At 48.7% G+C, this 21,181-nt stretch carries 20 protein-coding genes; 6 read left to right on the top strand and 14 right to left on the bottom strand.

Translation table 11 applies throughout. The annotated features are described in order from the left end of the window. Nucleotides 1-36: 36 nt before the first annotated feature. The 6 genes from ACXIT9_RS14375 to ACXIT9_RS14350 are packed head-to-tail and all read right to left on the bottom strand — an operon-like array spanning nt 37 to nt 5,156. Entirely contained in the window at nt 37-1,116 is a 1,080-nt protein-coding gene (locus tag ACXIT9_RS14375; RefSeq protein WP_458056941.1) for an asparaginase, read from the bottom strand. Beyond that, nucleotides 1,113-1,889, bottom strand: a complete 777-nt coding sequence (locus tag ACXIT9_RS14370) for a TatD family hydrolase (RefSeq protein ID WP_458056940.1) — start codon at nt 1,887-1,889, stop codon at nt 1,113-1,115. The genes ACXIT9_RS14375 and ACXIT9_RS14370 overlap by 4 nt, the downstream gene beginning before the upstream one ends. A gap of 23 nt (nt 1,890-1,912) precedes the next feature. Next, entirely contained in the window at nt 1,913-3,040 is a 1,128-nt protein-coding gene (locus tag ACXIT9_RS14365) for a glycosyltransferase (RefSeq protein WP_458056939.1), read from the bottom strand. Next, entirely contained in the window at nt 3,037-3,687 is a 651-nt protein-coding gene (locus tag ACXIT9_RS14360) for a polysaccharide deacetylase family protein (protein WP_458056938.1), read from the bottom strand. Before ACXIT9_RS14360 ends, ACXIT9_RS14365 begins: the two co-directional genes overlap by 4 nt. Further along, nucleotides 3,684-4,898 (bottom strand): PP2C family protein-serine/threonine phosphatase, encoded by a 1,215-nt coding sequence (locus tag ACXIT9_RS14355; protein WP_458056937.1) that lies wholly within the window; start codon nt 4,896-4,898, stop codon nt 3,684-3,686. The genes ACXIT9_RS14360 and ACXIT9_RS14355 overlap by 4 nt, the downstream gene beginning before the upstream one ends. Before the next feature lie 9 nt (nt 4,899-4,907). Continuing rightward, nucleotides 4,908-5,156, bottom strand: coding sequence for a hypothetical protein (locus tag ACXIT9_RS14350; protein ID WP_458056936.1), 249 nt, complete (start codon nt 5,154-5,156; stop codon nt 4,908-4,910). A gap of 181 nt (nt 5,157-5,337) precedes the next feature. On the opposite strand from ACXIT9_RS14350, the gene ruvC reads away from it, so the two are divergent. Continuing rightward, nucleotides 5,338-5,928, top strand: coding sequence for a crossover junction endodeoxyribonuclease RuvC (gene ruvC / locus ACXIT9_RS14345; protein WP_458056935.1), 591 nt, complete (start codon nt 5,338-5,340; stop codon nt 5,926-5,928). Between the two features lie 263 nt (nt 5,929-6,191). Here ruvC and ACXIT9_RS14340 read toward each other — a convergent pair whose 3' ends face one another. From ACXIT9_RS14340 to ACXIT9_RS14310, 7 genes are all read right to left on the bottom strand, one after another. After that, a complete protein-coding gene (locus tag ACXIT9_RS14340; protein WP_458056934.1) occupies nt 6,192-6,785 on the bottom strand; it encodes a porin family protein in 594 nt (197 codons plus the stop codon). Nucleotides 6,786-7,032: 247 nt separating this feature from the next. Then, entirely contained in the window at nt 7,033-8,106 is a 1,074-nt protein-coding gene (locus ACXIT9_RS14335) for an alanine racemase (protein WP_458056933.1), read from the bottom strand. A gap of 1 nt (nt 8,107) precedes the next feature. Next, on the bottom strand, nt 8,108-8,545 hold the full coding sequence (locus tag ACXIT9_RS14330) for a GNAT family N-acetyltransferase (protein WP_458056932.1): 438 nt from the start codon (nt 8,543-8,545) through the stop codon (nt 8,108-8,110). Then, the gene (locus ACXIT9_RS14325) at nt 8,542-9,975 is read right to left on the bottom strand and encodes a sodium:solute symporter family protein (protein WP_458056931.1); all 1,434 of its coding nucleotides are present in this window, start codon (nt 9,973-9,975) and stop codon (nt 8,542-8,544) included. Before ACXIT9_RS14325 ends, ACXIT9_RS14330 begins: the two co-directional genes overlap by 4 nt. A 108-nt stretch (nt 9,976-10,083) precedes the next feature. Continuing rightward, complete coding sequence (locus tag ACXIT9_RS14320) at nt 10,084-10,833, bottom strand: succinate dehydrogenase/fumarate reductase iron-sulfur subunit (protein ID WP_458056930.1); 750 nt, start codon at nt 10,831-10,833, stop codon at nt 10,084-10,086. An 18-nt stretch (nt 10,834-10,851) separates the two neighbouring features. Further along, nucleotides 10,852-12,786 (bottom strand): fumarate reductase/succinate dehydrogenase flavoprotein subunit, encoded by a 1,935-nt coding sequence (locus ACXIT9_RS14315; RefSeq protein ID WP_458056929.1) that lies wholly within the window; start codon nt 12,784-12,786, stop codon nt 10,852-10,854. 31 nt (nt 12,787-12,817) lie between these two features. Continuing rightward, complete coding sequence (locus ACXIT9_RS14310) at nt 12,818-13,507, bottom strand: succinate dehydrogenase cytochrome b subunit (RefSeq protein WP_458056928.1); 690 nt, start codon at nt 13,505-13,507, stop codon at nt 12,818-12,820. A gap of 264 nt (nt 13,508-13,771) precedes the next feature. Here ACXIT9_RS14310 and ACXIT9_RS14305 point away from each other — a divergent pair, with 264 nt between their 5' ends. From ACXIT9_RS14305 to fabD, 4 genes are all read left to right on the top strand, one after another. Then, the gene (locus ACXIT9_RS14305; RefSeq protein ID WP_458056927.1) at nt 13,772-16,549 is read left to right on the top strand and encodes a T9SS type B sorting domain-containing protein; all 2,778 of its coding nucleotides are present in this window, start codon (nt 13,772-13,774) and stop codon (nt 16,547-16,549) included. Nucleotides 16,550-16,552: 3 nt separating this feature from the next. After that, a complete protein-coding gene (locus ACXIT9_RS14300) occupies nt 16,553-16,963 on the top strand; it encodes a thiol-disulfide oxidoreductase DCC family protein (RefSeq protein ID WP_458056926.1) in 411 nt (136 codons plus the stop codon). A 79-nt stretch (nt 16,964-17,042) separates the two neighbouring features. Then, nucleotides 17,043-17,636, top strand: a complete 594-nt coding sequence (locus ACXIT9_RS14295; protein ID WP_458056925.1) for a carbonic anhydrase family protein — start codon at nt 17,043-17,045, stop codon at nt 17,634-17,636. A gap of 78 nt (nt 17,637-17,714) precedes the next feature. Beyond that, the gene (gene fabD / locus ACXIT9_RS14290) at nt 17,715-18,590 is read left to right on the top strand and encodes an ACP S-malonyltransferase (RefSeq protein WP_458056924.1); all 876 of its coding nucleotides are present in this window, start codon (nt 17,715-17,717) and stop codon (nt 18,588-18,590) included. Between the two features lie 113 nt (nt 18,591-18,703). On the opposite strand, the gene folK is transcribed toward fabD, so the two are convergent. Further along, on the bottom strand, nt 18,704-19,219 hold the full coding sequence (gene folK / locus ACXIT9_RS14285; protein WP_458056923.1) for a 2-amino-4-hydroxy-6-hydroxymethyldihydropteridine diphosphokinase: 516 nt from the start codon (nt 19,217-19,219) through the stop codon (nt 18,704-18,706). 85 nt (nt 19,220-19,304) lie between these two features. On the opposite strand from folK, the gene sppA reads away from it, so the two are divergent. After that, nucleotides 19,305-21,065: a signal peptide peptidase SppA gene (sppA, locus tag ACXIT9_RS14280; protein ID WP_458056922.1), complete on the top strand. Its 1,761-nt coding sequence runs from the start codon at nt 19,305-19,307 to the stop codon at nt 21,063-21,065. The last annotated feature ends 116 nt before the right edge of the window (nt 21,066-21,181 follow it).

Genomic DNA, 21,181 nt, shown 5'->3' with positions numbered 1-21,181 from the left:
CTCTATAAACAAGTGGCACTCCCACCTGCTCTCGTTTCAACTCACGCTGGTCAGGGACATTTCGCCGGCAAGTGGGGTGATGAGCTTGCGCTTAATTTCGATCGTGCTGGACTCATTCGCAAGCAGGTACATCATTTTGGTGATGGCCGCTTCCGTGGTGATATCTCCTCCACTGAGTACGCCCACCCGCTTTAGGTCCTTACTGGTTTCATAGCGGCCCTGAATCACGCGCCCCCCATTACACTGGCTGACATTAAAGATAATCAAACCCTTTTTCACTGCCTTTTCCAGAACTTCGATAAACCAGGCCTCGCTGGGGCTGTTTCCCGAGCCATAGGTCTCCAAAACCACGCCCCGTAAATCAGGAGTGGCAAAACAGCTTTCCAAGACATTTGCCGTGATGCCGGGAAATAACTTGAGCACCAGCACACGGTTGTCTAGCTTGTTGGAATAGCGCAACTTTTTCCCCTCCACGAAAGGGCGTATGGAGGCGTAGTTATAGTCGATCACGATGCCCGACTCCGCCAGTGCCGGATAGTTTTCTGACTCGAAGGCATCGAAGTGCACACTTTGCACCTTTTTAGCCCGGTTTCCTCTCAAGAGCATGTGATTAAAAAAGATGCATACCTCGGGCACGATCGGCTTCCCATTCGCTTTGGCCGTGGCGATTTCGATCGCTGACATAAGGTTTTCCCGTGCATCCGAGCGCATCGCCGATATGGGCAGCTGCGCCCCTGTGAAAATCACGGGTTTGGAAAGGCCTGTCAACATATAACTCAGCATAGAGGCGGAGTAGGCCATGGTATCCGTGCCGTGCAGGACTACAAAGCCATCGTAGCTGTCGTAATTCTCATAGATAATATAGGCCATATCGATCCAGTGCTGCATGTTGACATTCGAGGAATCGATCGGCTCGGGAAAGGAGATCACCGTGATGGCGATATTCATAGAGGTAAGTGTCGGGATTTTTTCGAGGATCTGCCCGAAATTAAAGGGCACCAAGCTCCCCGTCTCATCATAGGCCATGCCCAGCGTCCCTCCTGTATAGATGATCAGGATGGAAGAAGAAATTTCTCGCTTAGCGGTGGTATTCAGTCGTACTATTTTATAATTCATGCGCCATGACTGCTAAAAACTTCGGATACATTACGTTCTAATTGCGCGAACAGCGCTTCCTCCTCCACCTCCATCAGCGCCGCTAACTTCTGGGCGATGAAAGGCAGATAGGCCGGGCTATTCCGTTTTCCGCGATGCGGAACAGGCGCCAGATAAGGGGCGTCCGTTTCCAGCACAAAATCGCTCAGCTCCAGCTTGGGCAGCACCTGATCCAGGCCCCCATTTTTATAGGTGACCACACCGCCGATGCCCAGCTTAAAGCCCAGCGCCTTCATGCGGCTCGCCTGCTCCACATTTCCGGTAAAACAGTGAAAGATACCAAATAATCCCTTTACATCCAGCGCTTCCAGCAGGTCTAGGGTCTCATCGATGGACTCACGACAGTGCAAGATCAATGGCAGCTGCTGTTCGGCCGCCCAGGCCGCCTGCACCTTTAGGGCCTCACACTGCCACGTATAGGTGCTCTTATCCCAGTAGAGGTCGATGCCTGTCTCTCCGATGCCCACGAACTTTTCTTGCTTCAGCCAGTCCTCCATGCGGTACAGGTCCTTTTCGAAGGTCTTCTTCACATCGCAGGGATGCAGGCCGATCATCGGATGACAGCGTTTCGGATACTGCACGGCGAGCTCCAGCATGGGTTCTATGGTCTCTAAATCTACATTCGGCATGTAAATATGCTGGACGCCTGCCGCCTGAATTTCTTCCATAAGTGCCGGCATTTCCTCCTTTGAAAACTTACTGCTATACAGATGGGCGTGTGTGTCAGTGAACATGAATGGCTTTCTATTGGATGGGTTTAGCGCTTCGGATGGGCATAATGGCGACCCTTCCAAGCGATTTTACTTGGGTAAAAATAATAAACTATCGTGGCCCAAGAGAATAGGGCGTAATAAATTTCAAATAAAATAAGGTCTCGGACAGGGAGCCATGTGCCCGCCCTCCGGGCAAAGGAATGCAGAAAAAGGCTTTGGAGCAGTACTTTAGCTCCCCCTATGCCCAGGGCTAAGGCCGGCTGAAAAAAGAGCATGCACAGCCAGGCAGGATAATACAGCACCTGGAGGCCTAATAAGGCTAACCAGTAGAGCGGAAGTCCCACGGCGCCAGACATCCACCGCTTGCGCTGGCGCAAAAGGGAGAAAAACCCGGGCTTGGGCGCTGTGGTGATGCAGACTTCTGGTTGCACCTCATGGCGACCCTTGAAACCTGCCTCCCGAATGGCTGCTGCTATGGCGAAATCCTCGGTGAGGGCAAACTTGACTTGCTTAAAACCGCCTACCCGCTTATACGCTTCTGCTGTGATGGCCATATTATTTCCCATACTGGTTACCGAAATGGAAAGATCATCGAGCACCTTCATAAATCCAAGGGTAAGCCACCAATCGACTCCCTGTAGCCTGGCCCAAAGCCCCTTCGGCAGCACGCGGGTGACTCCGGTGAGGTAGCCCGCCGCGCTTTGGCGCAAGCCTAAAGCCATATGCCGTGCCCAAGTTGGGGGAACCTGACAGTCGGCATCTGTGAAAAGGTAGAGCTCCCCCTTCGCCTGCTGGGCCATCGTAGCGAGCGCTGCTGCCTTCCCGTTTTGGAAAGCGCCCTCAGCCGTGTAGGGTGGAAGATGAAGCACCTGCACGTGGGGCCGCCCCGCTGCCCAGGCCTCCAGAATCCCTGCTGTGCCATCGGTCGAATTATCATTTCCCAAAAGGATGTGGAGTTTATCGCTTGGGTAATCCAGGCGGTCCAGTGCCTGCAGGCAGGCTGGCAGCACCTGTTCCTCATTACGTGCAGGGAGCAAGACGCTGATAGGAGGTAGATCGGCCTCAGCCGGATCACGGACTTGGACACGAAAAAAAACCTGCAAGCGAAACAGGAGCCACAGATACTGGAGCAGCACCAGGGCCAGCAGCAAAGTACACAGATAGACCATCATAGGCGTAACAGGTGATAGCCGGCGTCGCTGATCCTGCTGAGCAGATCGGGAAGGACCTGACGCAGGCGCGCGCGGGTTTTTTCTTGGTCATGAAAGAGTAGAATGCTGCCCGGACGCATGTACTGCACACAGGCAGTAAGCACTTCGTCGTCCCTCCGTCTCGGATCGATATCTCCGCTGAGCACATCCCAAAAAACGAGGGTGTACGCTTGGCGGATAGCAGGGAGGCTGCGCAGGGGGATTTGCCCGTAGGGTGGGCGAAAAAAACGGCAGGAGTAGCCTGTTTCATGGAAAATCAGCGCTTTCGTCTGCTGAATGTCCGCCAGGTAGCTGTCCTTCGGGCTGCTCCAAGCCTTCAGGTGATGGAAGGTATGGTTTTCCAGCCCATGCCCGGCAGCGACGACTTCGCGGGCCAGCTCGGGATGTTTGCGCACATTATCTCCCACAGCGAAAAAAGTAGCCTGAGCGGAGGACTTGGCTAGTAGCTCGAGCACATAATCCGTCACCCCTGGTACAGGGCCATCATCGAAGGTGAGGTAAAGAGGATGGGGTCCCGTGGCCTTTACCGCTGGCTCAGGAAGGGGCCTTCGGCAAAGTCCCGGCAGGAGTGGGCGCAAGAGAGCGGGCATACGATGCGGGAGTTTCATGCCGGCAGCTCTACACTTAAGAGGGTGAGGTCATCTCGACGCGGGGTGCCTGCGGAAAAGCTGTCCAGTACTTCTAAAAACTGCGTGTGGAAGTCTTTCGGTTCGAGTCGACACATCTCACGGACGAAGGCATGGAAGCGGGCTTCTCCGAATTCTTCCTCGGCAGGGCTCAGGACTTCCGTAAGGCCATCGGTATACAGGTGCAAGTGAAACGATTCCGGTACCACACGTGTGCCGATCTCTAGGAAAGGCAGGGTGTCGAAGGCTCCTAAAATGGTGGTTCCAGCACTTAACTCTTCACAGGTTTCTGTACTTGGAATACTTAAAAGAGGCGGATTATGGCCTGCATTTACGAACGTCAGCTCTCGACTCTGGAAAGAAAAGCGACCCAGAAAAAAGGTGATAAAGCGCTCTCCTTTCGTGCTGTCGAAAGCGGTGGCATTTAACTGCTCGACGATCTGACGCATGTCCGTAAAACTGCGTAAGAGGGTGCGGAGTGCGGCCTGAAAATTACTCATCAGCAGGGCGGCCGGCATCCCCTTTCCCGAAACATCTGCCACGCAAAAGTAAACGGTCTGCGGCTCTGGCCAGATCAGGTCATAATAGTCGCCCCCTACCGTGGAATGCGGGTAATAGGTGACCATGGCGCGGAGCGTTTCTGTGTAGGGCAGCACCTCAGGTAAGAGCATGCGCTGCACGGAAGAGGCGATCTCCACTTCTTTGCGCAGGCGCTCCTGCTCCAGCTGCCGCTTCGCAAAACGCTTATTTTCTAAGGCTACCACCAGGATATTCGTCAGTGCCTTCGTGAAATCAAGATCTATGGGCGCATGCGCATCTTTGCGCTTTAAAAGGAGGATCGCGAGAAGCTCCTGCTTATGGTACACCGGCACGAACAGCTCTAATTCCTCAAAGGACTGCTCGGCTCCTACTTCGATATTCAACTGCCCCTGCTCCCGATCATGGCTGATCTGCTTTTCAGCGAGTCGGCTGGGCACAGTTCCGCTTAAGCCGTGGCTAATAAGCTTGGAAAAGCCGGACGCCTCCTTCCCGTAAAGCACTAGGCTCCGGATATTTAAATGGACCAGGCAGGTAAATTTGAAAATATGTAGCAGCACCTCGGCCGTTTTATTCTCATTAATGGCCTGCGTGATTTCCAGGAGGGATTTAAGTTCCAGCTCCTTGCGCTGATATTTTAAAGATTCTGAGATCAAAGTATCGGATTAAAGTGCATGAAGGGCTTTCAAACCCTGTTTGGTCGCCAAGAAATACCAGTTGCGGAGGTCTGCATACGCGCTTTCATCGAAGAGTTCCTCATCCGGGGTTTTCAAGCATTTCAGCCAACCTCTTTTATGCAGCGCGATGAGCTGTTCCTGAAGTTGCGCTTCTTCCCACTTTAAAGCTTGGCGTAGGGCATCGAAATGCTGCACGAAATACAGCTCATCCATAAGCTCATATTCTTGGTCTGTCATTACTTGGGACACAAATTTATGTGAAATTAAAAAGAAATTGAGAGTTTCGAAAATTTAACCCCATATAGTACGGCATTGTTCTGTAAGCGCACTGCTGGAAAGGAGCTGAGCTCATCTAATCGGGCGAGAGTGCCGGGTGTCTCGTTTTATTTCAGTAGAAATTGGAGTATCTTGCAGCGGCATGAAAAAAGAAAATACGCGCGAGCAAATTATTTTAGGCATAGATCCTGGCACGAATATCATGGGCTATGGGCTTATCGTCGTGCGCGGTAATGCCTATGAGCTGCTTCAGTATGGGGTCATCCACCTGAAAAAGTATGGTAGCCATGAGTTGAAGTTGAAAAAAATTTTCGAGCGTATCACCGGCTTGATCACGGAATTTTTACCGGACCATGTGGCCTTAGAAGCCCCCTTTTTTGGAGAAAATGTGCAGTCCATGCTGAAGTTGGGCCGCGCCCAGGGTGTCGCCATGGCTGCGGCGCTGGCCCGCGACATCCCGATATCAGAATATTCCCCGAAAAAAGTGAAGATGTCGGTTACGGGAAATGGAAATGCCTCCAAAGAACAGGTGGCCGCGCTGGTGCGTATGCTGCTACACATAAAGGAAGATAAAGGGCTGCTGGATGCCACGGATGCTTTGGCCGTAGCCATCTGCCATCACTTTCACTCAGGACGCTTGCAGACACGCGGAACCGCCTCGGGATGGAAGTCCTTTTTGGAATCGAATCCAAGTCGCTTAACTAGCCCCGCCCGCCCGAAAAAAGAACCTTAAGAAGGAAAGGGTAAACCTACCCCTTTTCCTATACGTGGTGCTAACCGAAGCAAGCGCCCGGAAAAAATTCCTCCTATAAGGGGCCATAGCTTGCGCATTCCAATCATCGAAATCCCCTTCCCTAGCCAAAGACCTCTGGCACGTATTGTTAGGGCTGCTACGTGTTGAGCCACTAAATACCCTTTGGCCAGGGGCCAAAAAAAAACCACCGCCCGAAAGCGGTGGAAAAAATAAATCCCGTGTAGATAGAAAAATAGGATGCTTTAGAGAGTTAGCCCGAGAGACAATTTAAATCCTCTGTTGTAGACATTTGCTTCGCTGTTTCTAAACACCGGTGTGGTGCCATAGTCGTAGGAGGCCTGCAGATTAAACCCGCGCGGCATGTTAAAACCTACGCCGAAGACGAGCCCAAAATCAGTATCGCGAATGGCATCTGTGTCAAAGCCCACGGAACTACCGAAGAGATCTCCTTCGAATCTGGAATTGACCAGATAAGACACCTGAGGACCTGCGAAAACATTAAATGCGTTTCCTAGGTAAAGACGTGCTAAAACGGGCACATCGACATAGCCTAAGACGGCGCGAGAATTTATCAAATCGTCGTTTTGGGTCCCTTTAATGGAATAAAAAACCCCTGGCTCGATAGCGAATGCTTGCCCCAGCCCTAAGGTCGCGTAGGCACCGGCATGAAATCCCACGCGGTTATCATAGTCTGCATTCGAGGCATCTGATCCTCCGAAGGTAAAAAAGTTCGCGCCACCACGAACACCGATACCCGTTCTACTCTCTTGGGCCTGCACAGAAAATACGGCTCCAAAAAATAGCGCAATTACTGTTAAAATGGTTACTTTTTTCATATTTCATCTGGTTTAGTTTCTGATTAAGGAGAAAAAAGCATGCCAAAAATAAGTAGTTGTGCTAAATTCATTTTTTTAGCCAGTGTTTAAAAGGAACATGACGGGGCTTTTGAGGAGATGAAACCAGTAAAAGTGAGTATAAGTGAAGAAATAGAGAAAGGAATAGCCGCTGACAGCCAAAATTAAAAAACGCAGCCGAATTTCACGTCGGCTGCGTCCTTAGAAGCTTATCCCTATTGTCCTTTCCTTATGCACTGATTTTTTTATCTACATAGGAGGAGTTCATGATACTTAGTGCGCCCATGTATTTGAGACCAAACTTAATAGCGTCTCCTACTTGATACCCTTTCGGGTTCTCGCCTAAGTTCAGGATGAGCATGTCCGAGCTCGCGCCCAAGATTTCGAAATTACCATCCTCCGGTATCAGGTACTTAGGATCCACATCTAGGAGACCGATGTCTAGGATCGCGCGGAAAGAAGATTTTCCATACAAGCTTTCGTCTATTTCTATGACCTCACCTTGTGGGTTCGCGGCTAAGGTACCCGTCGGCAGCAAAGGTTTTTCTTGCATCTCGATGATTTCAGCGTACAGCTCAAAGACATCATCATGCATTCCCTCGATGGTTTTTTCTTCGAAGAGGTCTACCCCGAAGAAAAGCGTTTCGCCGATACGAAAGTGATTGACACCTTTTGGGAGCTGCTGGTGCAGCAAAAGGGGTATCGTCACCGAGGTGCCTGCAGAAACCCAGGGGATGGATTTATTGAATTTCAATTCGATGATTTGTTTGTAAAGAGACAGCTGGATAAGCTTGTCTGCGGAAGGCATTACGCCATTTAGGCAATTTAAATTGGTCCCCAGACCAATCACCTCGATATTTGGGAGCTCGAAAATAGAAGCATAAAAGTCCACCAGATGATCTCCCATTACGCCTTCTCTAAGGTCACCCGTTTCCACCATGATGATGATTTTATGCTGCTTCCCTTGTTTCTGAGCTTCCTCGCTGATCCAGCGGATGGTATTTAGCTCGCTATTCAGACTGACATCAGCATACTTGACCATTTTGGAGATATTCCTTTTGGAGGGGGGCTTGATGTAGACGGTTTGGATGTCTGGGTTGATTTCTTTTAGCTTCACCAAGTTACTGATGCGGGAGTCATGCACTTCATCTACTCCTAGTCGCACCAGCTCTTGGAGGTAGCAGCGATTTCCACAGAGCAGTTTGGATACCACGCCCCAAGCGATTCCTTCTTTCTGGAAACGCTCTTTTAAGTAATTAAAATTCGCCTCGAGTTTACTTCGTTTTAAGTTGAGATATGCCATATTATTTTTTAAGCCTCATTTCGAGGTATTTGTTTGTGAAACCAAGCTTTTCGTAAAGTTTACGGGCCGGGTTATCGGGCTCTACGTGCAGGGCCACATCTCCCTGCGCCATTTCTAAGGCAGTTTCCATCAGTTTTTTACCCACCCCTTTTCCACGCTGTGAAGCGTCTACAGCGATATAAACGAGGATATTTTCAGGGATATACCCGGACATACCTGTTTTATTCATGATCACAGCACCTACGATTTGCTCTTGCTCACGCGCCATGACTACAAAACCCCCTTTGTCTTTTGCCTGATCGAGCGCGTAGTCGAGACATTTCATAATGTCAGCATGTGCATCTCCATACTGATCGAGGTGCACAAAAAGGAAGTCAGCCACCTCCTTTTTTTGAATGAATGTTGCGTTATCTCGGGTAGTAAGTGTCTCTATTTTCATACGTGTTTTGGTTTAGGTTTTTCTTGATCGAGCTTGTAAACAAGCAAAAACGTTGCTAAAGAGGTTAATAAACCAAAAAAGTTTGGATCCAACTCCAAAGGGAGCTTTAAATCCAAATAAGCTAAGGTCGCTGTACAGGTGCCCCCTGACAGCATGGCAGCGATAGCAGCGGCATTACTGCGATAGGGAGTATATAGCCCTGCGAGAATCGGCACCAGCAGACCGGACACCATAAAGGCATAGGAGTACAGCATCAGATCCAGTACATTTGTGGCGCGTACAGCCACTAAGAGGGCAATAGTCCCTAGTGTGAGTGTAAAGGCCATGCCAATGAACAGCTGTTTGCGCGCGGAAAACTTATTGAGGTAAGGACCAAAAAGATCAGTGCTTAGGTTACCAGAGGCGGCCATCAGGCAGGAATCCGCTGTGGACAGTACCGCAGAAAAATAGGCGGCCATCATCAGGCCTAGGATACCTGGTGGCAAGACGGTACGAAGCAGCATGGGAAGTCCCATTTCGGGATCGATGTCTGCGACATCAAAAATCAAGAGGCCCTGTTCGTAGGCAACTTTGGCCAGCAGGCCGAGGGCTACCCCCATAAAGGCCATGATCGGCCACTCGAAAAAGCCGGCGATAAACCAGGCCTTCTTGGCGCTCTTCACGTCTCGGGATGCGAAAATCCGTTGGTACAGTGTCATTCCGATGAACCAAATCGGAATAATCGTGATGCCCCAGTTGGCCAGGTCCTGCCAACGCAGATTTGTTAGAGAAAAGTAAGCGTCGGGAAGTGTTTCGCGAATGGCTTCCCAGCCGCCAACATGAAAATAGGACACGGGCAGTCCGATACCGATAAAACCTGCGAGCAGAATAATCCACTGCACAGTATCGGTATAAATAACGGCTTTTAGTCCGCCTATCACGGTATAGACCACAGCGATGATGCCCATGAGCAGCAGCGCTTGGTTCAGGCTTATCTCTTCGAAAGTTCCGGAAGCTAACTTAGCTCCGGCTAAAAGCTGTGAAGAGGTGAAGCCTAAGTAGCCGATCATGCAGATGCACGCTGCCACGATGGCGACGGGGCGAGAGAATAGATAGTCGAAAATCTGGGGGAAAGTATAAAACTTTTCGAAAGCGGGGTCTGCCTTTACACGGGGGATCAGGACGACAGCAGCTAACCAAGCGCCTAAGAGACCTGTAAAAAGCATCCAGCTACCAGAAAGGCCCATCACAAACCCCAAGCCGCCGAGTCCAACGGAGAACCCGCCACCGACATCGGTAGCCACGACTGAGAGCCCAATATGCCATGGGCCGATTTGACGACCACCGACGTAATAATCGTCCTGATTTTTATTGGCTCGAAGGAAATATACACCTACGCCGAGCATGGCGCACATATAGAAAATAAAAATACTTAAGTCAATCCAATGCATAGCGTTTTAAAACGGTTAATCCTTTTTCGGGTGTGCCGAAAGGAGGGTTTGGTGGAAGGACAAAAAAAAAGAGCCACGAGGGCTCTTTTTTTCTATTAGAAAAGACAGTTAAACGTTATTACTGCTCACTACGGCGGAGAAGTATTCACGGTTCATTCTGGCGATGTTCGTGAGGCTAATGCCTTTAGGACATTCTGCGGAACAAGCACCCGTATTGGTACATGCGCCAAATCCCTCCGCATCCATCTGTGCGATCATCTTTTCTGCACGTTCCTTACGCTCCACTTGACCCTGAGGCAGCAGTGCCAGCTGGGAGATTTTAGCAGAAGTAAAGAGCATGGCAGAAGCATTTTTGCAAGCCGCCACGCAGGCACCACAACCGATACAGGTTGCTGCATCGAAGGCCTCATCTGCTAACTTCTTAGGAATAGGAATTTCATTCGCGTCAGGAACGCCACCTGTATTCACAGACACGTAACCACCCGCTTGAATGATGCGGTCGAAGGCAGAGCGATCCACCACGAGGTCCTTCATAACTGGGAAAGCCTTCGCTCTCCATGGCTCTATGGTGATGGTATCACCATCTTTAAAGGAACGCATATGCAGCTGGCAGGTAGTCGTCTGCTGGGGACCATGCGGCTTCCCATTTATATGAAGAGAACACATCCCACAGATACCTTCACGGCAATCATGGTCGAAATGTACAGGGTCTTCACCCTTTTCGGAAAGCTCTTCGTTTAACACATCGAGCATTTCTAGGAAGGACATATCTGCTGAGATGCCTCCGATTTTATAGTCTTTAAAGGATCCATTCGAGGAAGGCCCCGACTGTCTCCATATTTTTAATGTTAAGTTCATTGGTGTAAGGCTGGTTAATTACTTGTAACTTCTTTGCGTTAGCTTCACATTTTCGAAGACGAGTGCTTCTTTATGTAGCTTTTCAGGAGCATTATCGGCTGTATACTCCCATGCTGCCACATAAGCGAAATTTTCGTCATCGCGAAGTGCTTCTCCTTCCGGAGTCTGATACTCCTCGCGGAAGTGTCCACCACAAGATTCATTACGATTTAAAGCATCGTCGATCATCAGTTCTCCTAGCTCTAAAAAATCTGCTACGCGGTTCGCTTTCTCAAGAGACTGATTCAACTCTTCATTCGTACCGATCACTTTCACATCTTTCCAGAAGTCTGCGCGCAGATCCTGAATCATTTTCTTTGCCTTCTTGAGACCTTCCTCGGTACGCGCCATTCCACAGTAATCCCACATGATTTTACCTAATTTCTTATGGAAATAATCGACGGTCTTGGATCCTTTAATGGACAGTAGCGTATTTAAGCGCTCAGTAACCTCTTTCTCTGCCGTTTTAAAAGCTTCATGATCTGTAGGTACTTTGTCATAAGGAGTAGAAGCTAAATAATCACCGATAGTATACGGAATGACGAAATAGCCATCTGCTAAGCCCTGCATCAATGCTGATGCACCTAATCTGTTCGCTCCATGATCCGAGAAGTTCGCCTCGCCTAGCGCATACAGCCCAGGGATGGTTGTCATCAAATTATAATCTACCCATAATCCACCCATTGTGTAGTGAACGGCAGGATAAATCATCATCGGTAGCTTGTAAGGATTGTCTCCAGTGATCTGTTGATACATATCAAAGAGGTTTCCATACTTCGCGCGAATGGTATCTTCTCCATCACGGAGAATGGCATCACGAAAATCTAAGAAAACTGCTTCTCCGGTTTCATTCACACCGCGTCCTTCATCGCACACATATTTCGCATTACGTGAGGCCACATCGCGTGGTACTAGGTTACCAAAAGAAGGGTACTTGCGCTCTAAATAGTAGTCGCGATCTTCTTCTTTAATATCATTTGGAGAGATCTCTCCTTTACGTAATTTCTCAGCGATTTCTACTGTCGCAGGCACCCATACACGGCCGTCATTACGTAAGGACTCAGACATTAGTGTCAGCTTGGACTGATGATCCCCTGAAACAGGGATACATGTTGGGTGAATCTGCGTGTAGCATGGATTGGCCATGAAAGCCCCTTTTCTATGCGCTCTCCAAGCAGCAGTCACATTCGATCCCATCGCATTCGTGGACAGGAAGAAAACGTTACCGTATCCACCGGTACATAATAGAACGGCATGCGCAGAATGAGATTCGATGGCGCCCGTAATCAAATTACGAGTAATAATTCCACGCGCCTTTCCATCCACTTTTACGACGTCAAGCATTTCCGTTCTTGGATAAAGTTTCACTTTACCATTCGCTACTTGACGGCTAAGAGCAGAGTAAGCACCTAAAAGTAACTGCTGCCCAGTTTGACCACGCGCATAAAATGTACGTGACACCTGTGCACCACCAAATGAGCGGTTAGCCAAAAGGCCTCCATATTCACGTGCGAAAGGAACCCCTTGCGCTACACACTGGTCGATAATATTGACAGAGACTTCTGCTAAACGGTATACGTTTGCCTCTCTTGCACGGTAATCACCCCCCTTAATCGTATCATAAAACAAACGGAAGATAGAGTCCCCATCGTTTTGATAGTTTTTGGCAGCGTTTATCCCTCCTTGTGCCGCGATAGAGTGCGCTCTTCTCGGACTATCCTGAAAGCAAAACGCCTTCACATTATACCCTAACTCAGCTAACGAAGCAGCCGCGGAAGCACCAGCAAGCCCTGTCCCCACTACGATTACATCGTATTTCCTCTTGTTGGCCGGATTAACCAACTTACTATTAAATTTATGCTTGGTCCATTTTTCCGCTAATGGGCCACTCGGTATTTTAGCATCTAGCATCATATCACTAATGGATTTATTACTCTTTAATTAATCACGATAAACTTTGGATATACATCACCACTGGGATCGCAGCGAAAAGCACTGGAATCAAGACAGTAATAACCATTCCCACCTTTTTAATAACGGGAGAATACTTCACATGATTCAGTCCAAGTGTCTGAAATGCAGAAGAAAAGCCATGTGATAAATGAAAGGCTAGGAAGCCCATACAAACCACATAGAATAATGCATAACCTACATTCTCGTAAGATGCCGCCACGATGGCATAAACATCTTTTATCGTCCCTGTCTCTTCATACGTTACCATAGGCACCTCTCCGAACTTCACTTCATACCAGAAACCTCTTAAGTGAACGAGAATGAAAAGAAGCAAAATCGTCCCTAAAAGCCCCATGTTACGTGAAGCCCAGGGGCTGTTAGAAGCACCGTTAACTACAGCATACCCCACAGGACGGGCGGATTTGTTTTGCTTCGTTAAGATGGCAGAATAAACCACGTGCGCTGCGATAAAGACGAAATTTAATATAGAAACTACCCGAATTAACGGATTGTTCGCCATCGTCTCAGCGTACAAATTAAAGGATTTGCCACCATCAGGTAAAAGTAACTGCAAATTTCCCGCAAGGTGCACTACAAGAAATAAAACGAGGAATAACCCCGTGAGCGCCATTAATAATTTTCGGCCCAGTGTGCTGTTTAAGGTCTTAGATACCCAACTCATAAAGGAATTTTATTTTAGTGAAAACGATTTTGTATTAATTTGGTATACTTTTCGGCCAAATTTACGTTCGGAATAGTTAGTAAACAATCAATCTGCAAACGATTGAAACTATTTTAAAAGATTCTAAATAGACAAGAAGGTTTCTTCGTTTCAGAATTGATTTACGCCTAAATAACCATTATCTCTGTTTAGTTGTTTCATAGGAAAAAATAATTCAGCATATTAGTTCTTTATTTGTCCACCTTTGTATCCATGCCCCAAATCATGCAAGCGCTTTATCGGTTTTTAGGAGTTTTAAGCCTCTTTCTGCTTTTCCACCAAGCGGTAAATGCCACCCACATCAGAGCAGGAGAAATAACCGCTGAGCGTGTTTCACCTCAGGCGCTAACCTTTCGCATCACAGTGGTAGGTTATACCGACACACGCTCTCAAGTGGTCTTCGGACCCGGGGATATTGACTTCGGAGATGGACGTGTAGAACGTCTAAACACCGAAGCCGATTTTAACGTCACACAGCCTCTCGGCAACCAAGTGGCAAAAAACACTTTTGTCATCACACACACCTTCCAGGGACCCGGCACGTACACGATTCGTTTCCGCGAATTTAACCGAAACGATCGCACCCTGAACATGGATAACTCGGTAGAAACACCCTTTTACATCGAGACCCAAATCGTCATCGACCCGTTTATCGGCGTAAATAGTTCTCCTGTACTGACGATTCCACCCGTAGATAATGGAGGGGTCGGCATTCGCTACATCCATAATCCAGGCGCCTTCGATCCCGATGGTGACTCACTCGCCTACGAGCTGACGGTACCTCGCCAAGCATTTCAGCGTCCGGTAAACAATTTCCGAAGCCCCGCCTCAAACGAATTTAGCTTTGCTCGAGAAGATGGTTCTACTCCCCCATTCCTGGAGATCGACCCTATCACCGGAGACTTAATCTGGGATGCGCCCGGCTTGGCGGGGCAATATAACGTGGCCTTTAAAATAAAAGAATTTAGAAGACTCGCAGGAGAGTGGGTCCAAATAGGCTATGTCGTGCGCGACATGCAGATTATTATCGAAAACACAGATAATCAACGGCCCGAATTGATTCTCCCCCCTGATCTATGCGTCGTAGCAGGAACGAGAATCGAAGAAATTATCCAAGGTATGGATCCCGATGGAGATCCTATTCGCATCGAGCTTTTCGGTGATCCTTTAGAAATCAACACCTCCCCTGCTACTTTTACCCCTCGAGACGTCTTTCAGGGCAGCCCGGGTGTGGTGAATTTTGAATGGCAAACTGTCTGCGCACACGTGCGCGAGGCGCCGTATCAGGTACGTGTGCGTATTACCGACCAGCCGCGCTCCGGGCCTGCCCTCGTCGACATCCAAACCATAAATATACGCGTTATCGGACCTCCTCCCGTAATCGAAGATATCGAACAGAATCAAAACCGATCTGTAACTGTCAACTGGGAACCTTACGCTTGTGTAAATAGTGCCGAACGTATGCAGGTTTGGCGCCGCCTAAACAGTGACCCCTTCGAGCCGGATTCTTGTGAAACGGGTATTCGAGAGGGATTTGAGCTAGTAGGTTCCGTGGCCGTGGGCCAAACAAGCTTCCTAGACGATAACTTTGGCCAAGGGCTAGACCCAGGAAACACCTACTGCTACCGACTCGTCAGCACCTATCCTGCACCGCGCTTTGGAAATAGTATCGTGTCGAATGAATTTTGCATCACCGTAGATGTGGATGTGCCGCTTATCACGAATGTAACTGTAGAGGCTACCGATACGGAAAATGGAGAAATTCTCGTACGCTGGACACCACCCTATGATATCGATCCGGTAGAATTCCCTGGTCCTTTCACCTATGAACTTATCCGAAGTAATAACTTCACGGGTAACACGAACCGAACCTCCCTGATTACTACCTCCGATACAGTCTTTACAGATACCGGTATAAATACCGAAAATCTGGTCTATAACTACCGCGTGCTCCTACGGCAAGGGAATACCCTTATCGATAGCTCGAGCACGGCCAGTTCGGTGCGTTTATCTCCTATCATTATCAATGAGGCGATTGAGCTCAACTGGAACTTTGAGGTTCCATGGAACAACAGGATTTCAGAGTTCACGCACCTTGTTTTCCGAAACCGTACCGATCCGGAACAAGAAGACGTAGACACTTTCGAACTTATCGCGGAAATTAACCCGGTGACAGGCAGCTTTACTTTCCTAGACGATGGTTCATTTAATGGAGTTCCGCTTAGTCGCGAAACGGAGTATTGTTATTTCGTAGAAACCAGAGGAGCCTATGATGTCGACTTGGTGCCGCGACCACTTGTAAACCGCTCACAGGTCGTCTGTGCTCGTCCAGATGATGACCGACTCCCCTGTCCACCTACGCTTACCTTTACAGGACCAGACTGCGCGGACTTTTTGGCCGACAGGCCCTGTGGCTTTGCTAACTTCGAACATAATTTAAGCTGGGAGCCTGATTTCGGAGGTGTTTGTGATGATGAGTTAAATGCTTTCCGACTCTATTTTAGCGAAACAGGTGCTGAAGGGACCTTCGATGTGGTAAGAGACTTCGGAGCCTTCGAGCGTAATGGCACCATCCGGGAACTTATGACCTTTAAAGGATGCTATTTCATAACAGCAATCGATCGTTCCGGAAATGAAAGTGCACCGAGTAATACCGTCTGCGTGGATAACTGCCCGAATTATGAGCTACCAAATGTCTTTACGCCTAATGGCGATGGTACGAACGAAACCTTTATGGCTTTCGATAATCCCTTCGTACGCTGTCCACGCTTCGTAGAGTCTGTGGAGATTTTTATCGTCAACAGATGGGGGGTAGAGGTTTTCCGATATAACAGCCTAACAGCACCTGAAAATGACATCTTCATCCGCTGGGATGGGCGTGACAGAAACGGAAATGAATTGCCCGCCGGTACCTATTTCTACAGCGCTAACGTCCGTTTCGACGCATTAGACCCTAGTCTCCAACAGCAGCAGCTGCGTGGAACGGTACAAATTATACGATAATGGATGGCGCTTAAAGAAAACTATCATATCGTGTTGTTCGATGGCGTCTGTAACTTGTGTAACAGCGCCGTCGACTTTATTATCCGAAAAGATCGTGGTGATTTTTTTAAAGTGGGCGCTTTGCAAAGTGAGGCCGGAAAAGAGGTCCTAGCAGATTTCCAAGTGAAGGAAGACTATTTAGACTCGCTTATCTACATCCACCAGGATAAAATCTACTACCGTAGCCGGGCCGCCTTAGAAATTAGTAGAAAGCTTTCTGGCTTGTGGCCTTTGGCCTATGGCCTAATCGTGATCCCTGCCTTTATTCGTGACCCGATATACGACTGGATCGCCAGAAACCGCTATAAATGGTTCGGGAAACGAGAGCTTTGCCGCTTCCCTTCAGAAGAGGAACGCGCTAAATTCTTAGATTAAGCATGTTTTTTCTCATTTTTAGGTAACATAAAGTCCACTAAGTGCGTAGAGTAAGTTGTCAACCTTAACTTACATTTTAATGAAAGCACAAACTTTAGAAACGCAGAAGGCGCTGAGCCCTGATGCTGCATTACAGCTTCTAAAAGACGGTAATGCACGCTTTGTACAGAACCTAAAGGCGAACAGAAACCTTTTAGAGCAAGTTCAGGACACAGTGGGTGGCCAGTACCCTTTTGCTGTAGTATTAAGTTGTATCGATTCCCGTACGAGCTCGGAACTTGTGTTCGACCTTGGTATTGGAGACATCTTTAGCGCCCGTGTAGCTGGTAATGTAGTAAATGATGACATCTTAGGCAGCATGGAGTATGCCGTGAAGTATGCAGGCTCTAAGCTAGTAGTCGTCCTCGGTCACACGAAGTGTGGTGCTGTGGGTGCTGCTTGCCAGGATGTAAAAGATGGCAACATTACGACACTATTAGAAAAAATTAAGCCCGCGATCGGCAGAAGCAATCCTGAGGATGCAGACGCAGTAGCTGGAGAAAATGTGCGCGTCATGATAGAAGAGATCAGAAATCGCTCTGAAATCATCGCGAACGCTGAGGCCGCTGGTAGCATTAAAATCGTCGGCGGTATGTACGACATCGCTACTGGTGTAGTGGACTTCTACTCCTAAGCATACAAGACCTCACATTTGAAAAGGCCAGCAATGGCCTTTTTTTTATATATTTGATGCTCTAAATACCGATTCCCTATGAAAGCATACATTTTCCCCGGCCAGGGCGCCCAGTTCCCAGGCATGGGCAAGGAACTCTACGAAGCACATGAAAGCGTGCGCACGCTATTTAAACAAGCAGATGAGCTACTCGGCTTTGCACTTACGGCTACCATGTTCGAGGGAACAGCAGAAGCCTTAAAGCAAACTAAAGTCACGCAGCCAGCCGTTTTCCTACACAGTGTGGCCGCCGCACTGACGCTACCCGCATTTCAACCTGAAATGGTAGCCGGTCACTCACTCGGAGAATTCTCCGCACTGACAGCTGCTGGTGCCTTGCGCTTCGAAGATGCGCTTTCCTTAGTCTACCAGCGGGCCCTGGCCATGCAGGAAGCCTGCGAGATTAACCCCTCCGGTATGGCTGCGATCTTAGGCCTGGAGGACGCGAAAGTAGAAGAAATTTGTGCGCAGGTGGACGGAATCGTCGTAGCTGCCAACTACAACTGCCCAGGTCAGCTAGTTATTTCCGGAACCAATGAAGCTGTGGCTGCCGCTTGCGAAGCACTGAAAGCCGCTGGTGCCAAAAGAGCCCTTCCCCTACCCGTGGGGGGTGCCTTTCACTCCCCGCTGATGGCTCCTGCTCAGGAAAAGTTAGAGCGCGCCATCGAAAAAACAACCTTTCATACACCTTCCTGTCCGATTTATCAGAATGTAAGCGCCCGAGGCACCACCGACATCGCTGTGATCAAAGAAAATTTAAAGGCACAGCTGACCGGCCCCGTCCGCTGGACGCAGTCAGTACAGCAGATGATCGCCGATGGCGCTACTTCCTTCACAGAGTGTGGCCCAGGAAATGTGCTCCAGGGACTGGTGAAAAAAATCGATCGGCAGGCGAACACCTCTGGCGTAGCCTAATACAGCGTGAGCTGCCTGCAAGGGTCTCCTTTGGGCTGCCCTGTAGCCCTGCTGAAACCAGTTTCCTCTACGGAGGAGGCTGGTTTTTTTCATTGCGCTAGCGCAAAGAAAACTTACTTGGGCGAAAAAGAGGATGCCTGCTCTGGGCTATATTTTTTCACCGCACAGGTATCTGGACAGACCCGAAGCAAATCCTCCGCAGTAGCTGTCCGGCCCGGAAGTAGGCTGGTGGGAAAAAGATCGCGCAGCGGATACAGCACAAACCGGCGCTCCGCTATCCGTGGGTGAGGTATCTGGAGACGTTCCGTGTCCAGTATACGCTGCCCAAATAAAAGAATATCGATATCCATGGTCCGATCACCCCAGCGTAGCTCTCGGGTTCGCTCCAGCTGCTCCTCGATCTCCTGAAGTGCATCCAGGACCTGCTCAGGTGCCCAGTTACTTTTATAGACCAGCGCTTGGTTTAAATACGCTCCTGTAGAGGCCCCACCCCATGCCGCGGTTTCGTAGATGGCAGAACTCCTGAGGGGGGCATGACCGAAGAAGGCCGTAAGTGCTTGATGGGCTCGGGTTAAGTACCTCATGCGGTCGCCTAAATTTCCACCGAGTAAGAGAACAACTTCTTCCATAAACAAATTTAATCATTTAATATAGGTATCTGCGGAATAAGTCTCGTATTTAATGCTTATTTTTAAGCCAAATAAATGTACATCTATGAAATTTCTAGGAAATGTTTTGGCCGTTATCGTCGGCCTTTTAGTCTTTTCCATCCTGAGTTTTTTTATTCTTGCAGGGATTATCGCGATCGCTGCATCAGGGGATGACGAAGTGAAACTGAAAGAAAACACAGTTTTTGTTCTCAATTTAGAAAACAGAAGTGTCGTGGAGCTAGCTCCGAATGATGACATTGACTTGAGCTTTTTAGGCCCTTTCGGAGCCCCTGGGGGTGTAGGCGTACGCACCATTAAGGAGGCCATAGCTGCAGCCAAAGAGGAAGATAAGGTAAAAGGTATTTACTTAAAAACAGGCGCTGTAGGTGCATCACAAGCCACATTACTGGAACTTCAAGATGCCCTCATCGACTTTAAAGAGAGTGGCAAGTTTATCGTCGCCTACAGTGAATTATATGGACAGGGTGGCTATATGCTATCTAGTGTGGCGGATGCCGTCTATGTGAATCCTATTGGCGCTTTGGACTTCGGTGGTCTGGCGTCTGAAATCGTCTTTTTAACGGGTTTATTCGAAAAAATAGGTGTAAAACCAGAGATTTTTCGCGTGGGTGACTTTAAATCGGCTGTAGAACCTTTCTTTTTAAAGGAGATGTCCCCAGAGAATAGATTGCAAACAGAAGCTTTCCTAACCGACCTGCATGAAACGATGCTGAGCAGCATCAGCGAAGCACGCGGAATCGAGCTGGCAGAGCTTAAGAAAATCAGCGATGAACTCCTCATCCGAAATGCTAAGGATGCAGTCACCTACGGGCTCGTCGACGCTCTGCTTTATGAAGATCAGGTGCTGGACGATATCCGTGAGCGCCTAGGTCTAGAGGAAGAAGATGGAATTCCAACGGTGAATATCACCAACATGCAAAAGCTTTTTAAACCTGCTAAGAGAACGTCTAAAAATAGAGTAGCTGTCATCGTGGCGGAAGGAGATATAGTAAGTGGCTCTCAAGAGGGTAGCATTAGCTCGGAGCGTTTTGTGAAGGAATTCCGCAAGCTTAAAAAAGACGATGATATAAAAGCCGTGGTGCTGCGCATCAACTCTCCGGGAGGTTCTGCACTGGCATCCGATGTTATGTGGAGAGAGCTCAGTGAGCTAAAAAAGAAGAAACCACTCATCGTGTCCATGGGGGGAGTGGCTGCCTCAGGGGGCTATTATATGGCGGCTCCCGCTGATACGATCGTGGCACAGCCAAATACGATTACAGGCTCTATCGGGATTTTCGGACTTCTTTTTAATGCTGAAGAACTGCTTACAGATAAGATGGGATTACGCTTCGATGTGGTAAAAACAGGTCAATTTTCGGATTTAGGTAGCCCAACGCGCAAAATGAGTGCTATGGAAAAGGAAATCATCCAAAACTCCGTAGAAGAAGGATATGACATTTTCCTTAGTCGTGTAGCCGAAGGTAGAGGAATGACGAAGGAGGAAGTGGCAGCAGTAGCTTCCGGTAGGGTTTGGAGTGGTAAAAAAGCGCTAGAAGTAGGCTTGGTAGATGTCCTCGGGGATATTGATACCGCCATAGAAATAGCTGCTGCCAAAGCAGAATTAGAAGATGATTATCGTGTCCTATACTATCCAGAACAAAAATCATTCATCGAATTATTGATAAGTGGCTTGACAGAAGGTGTCACAGAGACCCGAATTAAATGGCTGACGGGACAATACTACGGAATCTTCAAGCAGCTCCATCAGATCGAAGCCAAGCAAGGTGTCATGGCACGCATGCCCTATGACTTGGAAGTACGCTAAACATGAGATCGACATTCCCCGAAAGGTTTGGGAGGTTTTCGCTACCCTATTCCCGCGCATAAGACGGAGCAAGAAATGGGCGTCCTGCGCTTCCTACTCAACCAAACACCACCTGA

The organism is Nitritalea sp. (genome assembly GCF_054166705.1).
This window is presented reverse-complemented; position numbering and strand designations above follow the sequence as displayed.

Coding starts and splice junctions, on each gene's coding strand:
- ACXIT9_RS14375 (WP_458056941.1), bottom strand. CDS start 1,116: ATGAATTATAAAATAGTACGACTGAATACCACCGCTAAGCGAGAAATT.
- ACXIT9_RS14370 (WP_458056940.1), bottom strand. CDS start 1,889: ATGTTCACTGACACACACGCCCATCTGTATAGCAGTAAGTTTTCAAAG.
- ACXIT9_RS14365 (WP_458056939.1), bottom strand. CDS start 3,040: ATGATGGTCTATCTGTGTACTTTGCTGCTGGCCCTGGTGCTGCTCCAG.
- ACXIT9_RS14360 (WP_458056938.1), bottom strand. CDS start 3,687: ATGAAACTCCCGCATCGTATGCCCGCTCTCTTGCGCCCACTCCTGCCG.
- ACXIT9_RS14350 (WP_458056936.1), bottom strand. CDS start 5,156: ATGACAGACCAAGAATATGAGCTTATGGATGAGCTGTATTTCGTGCAG.
- ruvC (WP_458056935.1), top strand. CDS start 5,338: ATGAAAAAAGAAAATACGCGCGAGCAAATTATTTTAGGCATAGATCCT.
- ACXIT9_RS14340 (WP_458056934.1), bottom strand. CDS start 6,785: ATGAAAAAAGTAACCATTTTAACAGTAATTGCGCTATTTTTTGGAGCC.
- ACXIT9_RS14335 (WP_458056933.1), bottom strand. CDS start 8,106: ATGGCATATCTCAACTTAAAACGAAGTAAACTCGAGGCGAATTTTAAT.
- ACXIT9_RS14330 (WP_458056932.1), bottom strand. CDS start 8,545: ATGAAAATAGAGACACTTACTACCCGAGATAACGCAACATTCATTCAA.
- ACXIT9_RS14325 (WP_458056931.1), bottom strand. CDS start 9,975: ATGCATTGGATTGACTTAAGTATTTTTATTTTCTATATGTGCGCCATG.
- ACXIT9_RS14320 (WP_458056930.1), bottom strand. CDS start 10,833: ATGAACTTAACATTAAAAATATGGAGACAGTCGGGGCCTTCCTCGAAT.
- ACXIT9_RS14315 (WP_458056929.1), bottom strand. CDS start 12,786: ATGATGCTAGATGCTAAAATACCGAGTGGCCCATTAGCGGAAAAATGG.
- ACXIT9_RS14310 (WP_458056928.1), bottom strand. CDS start 13,507: ATGAGTTGGGTATCTAAGACCTTAAACAGCACACTGGGCCGAAAATTA.
- ACXIT9_RS14305 (WP_458056927.1), top strand. CDS start 13,772: ATGCAAGCGCTTTATCGGTTTTTAGGAGTTTTAAGCCTCTTTCTGCTT.
- ACXIT9_RS14300 (WP_458056926.1), top strand. CDS start 16,553: ATGGCGCTTAAAGAAAACTATCATATCGTGTTGTTCGATGGCGTCTGT.
- ACXIT9_RS14295 (WP_458056925.1), top strand. CDS start 17,043: ATGAAAGCACAAACTTTAGAAACGCAGAAGGCGCTGAGCCCTGATGCT.
- fabD (WP_458056924.1), top strand. CDS start 17,715: ATGAAAGCATACATTTTCCCCGGCCAGGGCGCCCAGTTCCCAGGCATG.
- folK (WP_458056923.1), bottom strand. CDS start 19,219: ATGGAAGAAGTTGTTCTCTTACTCGGTGGAAATTTAGGCGACCGCATG.
- sppA (WP_458056922.1), top strand. CDS start 19,305: ATGAAATTTCTAGGAAATGTTTTGGCCGTTATCGTCGGCCTTTTAGTC.